At 66.5% G+C, this 3,498-nt stretch carries 2 protein-coding genes and 1 pseudogene; 2 read left to right on the forward strand and 1 reads right to left on the reverse strand.

Going from position 1 to position 3,498, the window contains the following annotated elements:
• Nucleotides 1-86 precede the first annotated feature (86 nt).
• Nucleotides 87-227: pseudogene (locus H8R17_RS44780) on the reverse strand (lanthionine synthetase); the annotation flags it as partial.
• Nucleotides 228-390: 163 nt separating this feature from the next.
• Between H8R17_RS44780 and H8R17_RS44785 the strand changes: the two are divergent.
• Nucleotides 391-1,497, forward strand: coding sequence for a tyrosine-type recombinase/integrase (locus H8R17_RS44785; RefSeq protein ID WP_187828892.1), 1,107 nt, complete (start codon nucleotides 391-393; stop codon nucleotides 1,495-1,497).
• A partial coding sequence (locus tag H8R17_RS49035) for a tyrosine-type recombinase/integrase (protein WP_187828893.1) occupies nucleotides 1,494-3,498 on the forward strand: 2,005 nt, incomplete at its 3' end. The genes H8R17_RS44785 and H8R17_RS49035, both read left to right, overlap by 4 nt.

Consider the following 3,498-nt stretch of genomic DNA (forward strand, 5'->3'; position numbering starts at 1 on the left):
GATCACGCTCGTGACATGCGCGAGCAGCCCAACCACCCGTCACGCCAGGGCCGTTGACCTGCACGAATCACGATGAAACTTCCTCAGTACGGCCAGACCGGCCCGCCGTCGGTCTTCTCCTTCCAGCGGTCCAGCCAGGCCAGGATGGTGCGCAGTGCTGTGTGGTGCCCGTCGGTGATGGAGCCGCTCCGAGCTGCGAGGGCCAGGAGCGCGAGCACGCCGCCGATTATCTTGGGTGCTTGAAAGAGTCTCTGGCACATGAGGCATGTAGGGTGAAGCCCACCGTGCCTCATAGATATCATCGGGGTTCAAGTGACGTATGGATCCATCAGTTCGCCGCCTCGGCCGTTCCGTTCTGAGAAGGCGCTGTCTCCGGACGACGGCTCGCCCATGTGGGTCGTTGTGGATGCCGCCTATGAGTTGCACCGGTACTCGTCGGCGTATCTGGCCTCCCTCCGCAGCGCGGAGGACGCGTCGGTGAACACCGAGCGGACCTACGCCGGCCGCATCGCCCTGTACCTCTGCTACTGCGTGGATCACGGCATCGACTGGGCTGCCCCTTCGATGCGACAGCTCGCCGGCTTCCTGAACTGGCTGGTGGACGAGCCGTTGCCGCCCAGGGGCCAGGTGGTACGCGTGGAGCCCAAGTACCGGTCCAAGGGCACCGCCAACGCCATCGTGGGTACGGTCTTCCGCTTCCTTCGGTACTGCGCGCTGCTCGACGACAGCCCGGTGTCCGCCGACCTGGCCACGAAGCTGTACGAGCCGAAGCAGCTGCGGTACGCGCCACCCGGGTACGACCGGGGCGAGGAGGGCCAGTTCTACACTGTCAACGTCAAGACCATCAAGTTCAAGATCGTGGTTCCTGGCTACGAGTATCTGACGGATGAGGAGATCCGGCAGGTACTGGACTGCACGGTGCACGCCCGCGACCGCCTGCTGATCGCGCTCCTGGCCGTCACGGGCATTCGTATCGGCGAGGCTCTGGGGCTGCGCCGGGAGGACATGCACCTGCTGGCCAGTTCCAAGGTGCTGGGCTGCGCGGTCACCGGGCCGCACATCCATGTCCGGCGTCGGCAGAATGCCAACGGAGCCCTGGCCAAGACCCGCAAGCCCCGCTGGATCCCGGTCGGCGAGGACATCGGCGGTCTGTACGCGGACTACCAGTGGGAACGTGAACGGGTGCCGGAAGCGGCGGACTGCGACATGGTGTTCGTCAACCTCTTCGCCGCCCCGCTCGGGCAGCCGATGAAGTACCCGAGCACCTATGAGCTGTTCCAGCGTCTGACGAAGAAGGCCGGGTTCACCGCCCGCCCCCACATGCTTCGCCACTCCGCCATCACCCGCTGGCGCCGTGAGGGCAAGCCCGACTACCTGATCATGGATATGGCCGGGCACGTGTCGCGGCAGTCCATGGACCAGTACACGCACGCCAGCGACCAGGAGAAACGCGACGCCGTGAACCACGTCGCCACCCTCGGGAAGGCTCGCCCGTGACCGTCGCAGTCGTTCCGGCCCAGCCCCGGCAACTGGACCGCCGCCCCGACGACGCCCAAATGGTTGCCGCATGGGCCGAGTGGATCCGTGGAGAGCTCAACCCCGGCTGGCGTCCCGGTGAATGGAACGCGGACGTGCTGCTGTTCGTTGGTGACCCGCACAATCCGCGGACGAGCGTCGCGGTCTGCAGGATCGCCGGCTGTGGGGCGGCCATGATGAATCCGGGCTACTGCAAGCCCTGCCGCGACGCCTACCGTGAGAGCGGCATGACCAAGGAGGAGTTCGAGGCCACCTACACACGGACCTTCCGTCGCGTCGCCGCGCATCGCAGTCTCGCCACGTGCGCGGTATCCGCATGTCCCGGGGACGCCTTCTCCCTGGGGCTGTGCCTGACCCACTACCGCGGATGGGCGAAGGCCAAGAAGCGGTCCGAAATCGACATGCCGGAGTGGGTGGCGCGTCAGAAGCCGTTGGGTGCCGCAGAACGGTGCCGAGTTCCGGGATGCTCAAGAGAACGGTCGCAGAACAACGGCCTGTGCCGCACACACCACAGGCAGTGGCGGCTCCAGGCCGGCCAGGCCGACCGAGTCGGAGACGGGAGCGCGGCTGCCGCGCGGTGGGCCGAGCGCCAGTCACCGTTTCTGGCCGCCCACATGTTCTCGCTCGCTCCGCTGTCTGCGGTCGCGCGGCTGGAGATGCTCTACGTCCTCCAGCGGCGTGACGAACGCGGGCAGAACCTCTCTCCCCAGGCGGTACGGGGCGTCGTCGGCTTGCTGGCCGAGCTGCCGAGCATCGCCCTGGCAGGGGAGGCGTTCCCGGATCCTTCGCAAGCGGGGTACGAGGGGACGGTGTCGCTCCTGAGCGGGGTGCGGTGGGACATCGAGACCGGCTTCGACCAGTTCCGCGGCGTCGATCCGGCACGGAAACTGGTGTGGGACCTACGGACCGTCAGCCAGAAGATCCCCTCCCTCAAGAAGACCCAGAGCGCTCTTCGCAATCCCAGTTCCCTCGACTTCGGCGAAATCCGCCAGGGGTGGTTGCGGGAACTCGTGATGCACTGGGCCCGCACCACGAGCCCCAGCAGCAAGGATCTGCGCGAACATGTCTGGGCGTGCGTCATCGCCTCACGCGCTCTGGAACTGCGACCGGGCGGCGGCGACGATCCGGGCAAGCTCCAGTTCTCGGACGTGACCGCGATCGTCGACGCGTTCCGGACGGCCCGGGGCAGGCAGGGCAAGGTCTATGCCTCCACCACTCTGGTCAAGAGAGCCGGCCAGTTCTTCGACCTTCTGGACTTCGGACGCCGTGAGGGGGTGCTGGACGACCTGTCCTCGCGCTTCGTCCGTCATCCGGACCATCACACGATCAAGAAGGTCGACGAGAACGATGAGGAGATCGGCAAGGCCATCCCCGAAGCGGTGATCCGCCAGCTCGACCAGCACGTCCGCTTGCTGGGCAAGGACTTCCCCTACGGGGAGCTTCCTCCTGAGGCCGTCAACGCGATGCTTCGCACGGCCTATGTGGTCCTGCGGGACACCGGCCGGCGCCCTGCTGAGGTCGCCGGACTCGACCTGGACTGCCTGGAGTTCGACAACGGCGAGTACCAACTGGTCTGGCACAACACGAAAGGCAGACGACGGCGACGGCGCCTGCCGGTCCACCAGCAGACCGTGGACGCCATCAAGGACTGGCAGGAGATCCGGGCCGGGCTCGACCTGCCAGACAACAGCGCGGAGCATCTCTTCCCGGCCATCACCAATCGCTACCGTCACCTCGACACGGGATACCTCTCGCGGTTCATCCGGTCGTGGGCCGACTCGATTCCGGTGCTGGAATCGGAAGAACTGGGGCGTGACGGTACGCCGTTGCCGTTCGACCGGACCAAGATCTTCCCCTACGCCTTCCGGCATACCTTCTGCCAGCGCTACGCGGACGCCGGAGTCCCGCTGCACGTCCTGCAAGCGCTCATGGACCACCGATCGGCAGACACCACAGCCGCGT

Origin of the sequence: Streptomyces sp. TRM68367 (assembly GCF_014495685.1) — a bacterium.
In the GTDB taxonomy this organism is placed as follows: Bacteria; Actinomycetota; Actinomycetes; order Streptomycetales; family Streptomycetaceae; genus Streptomyces.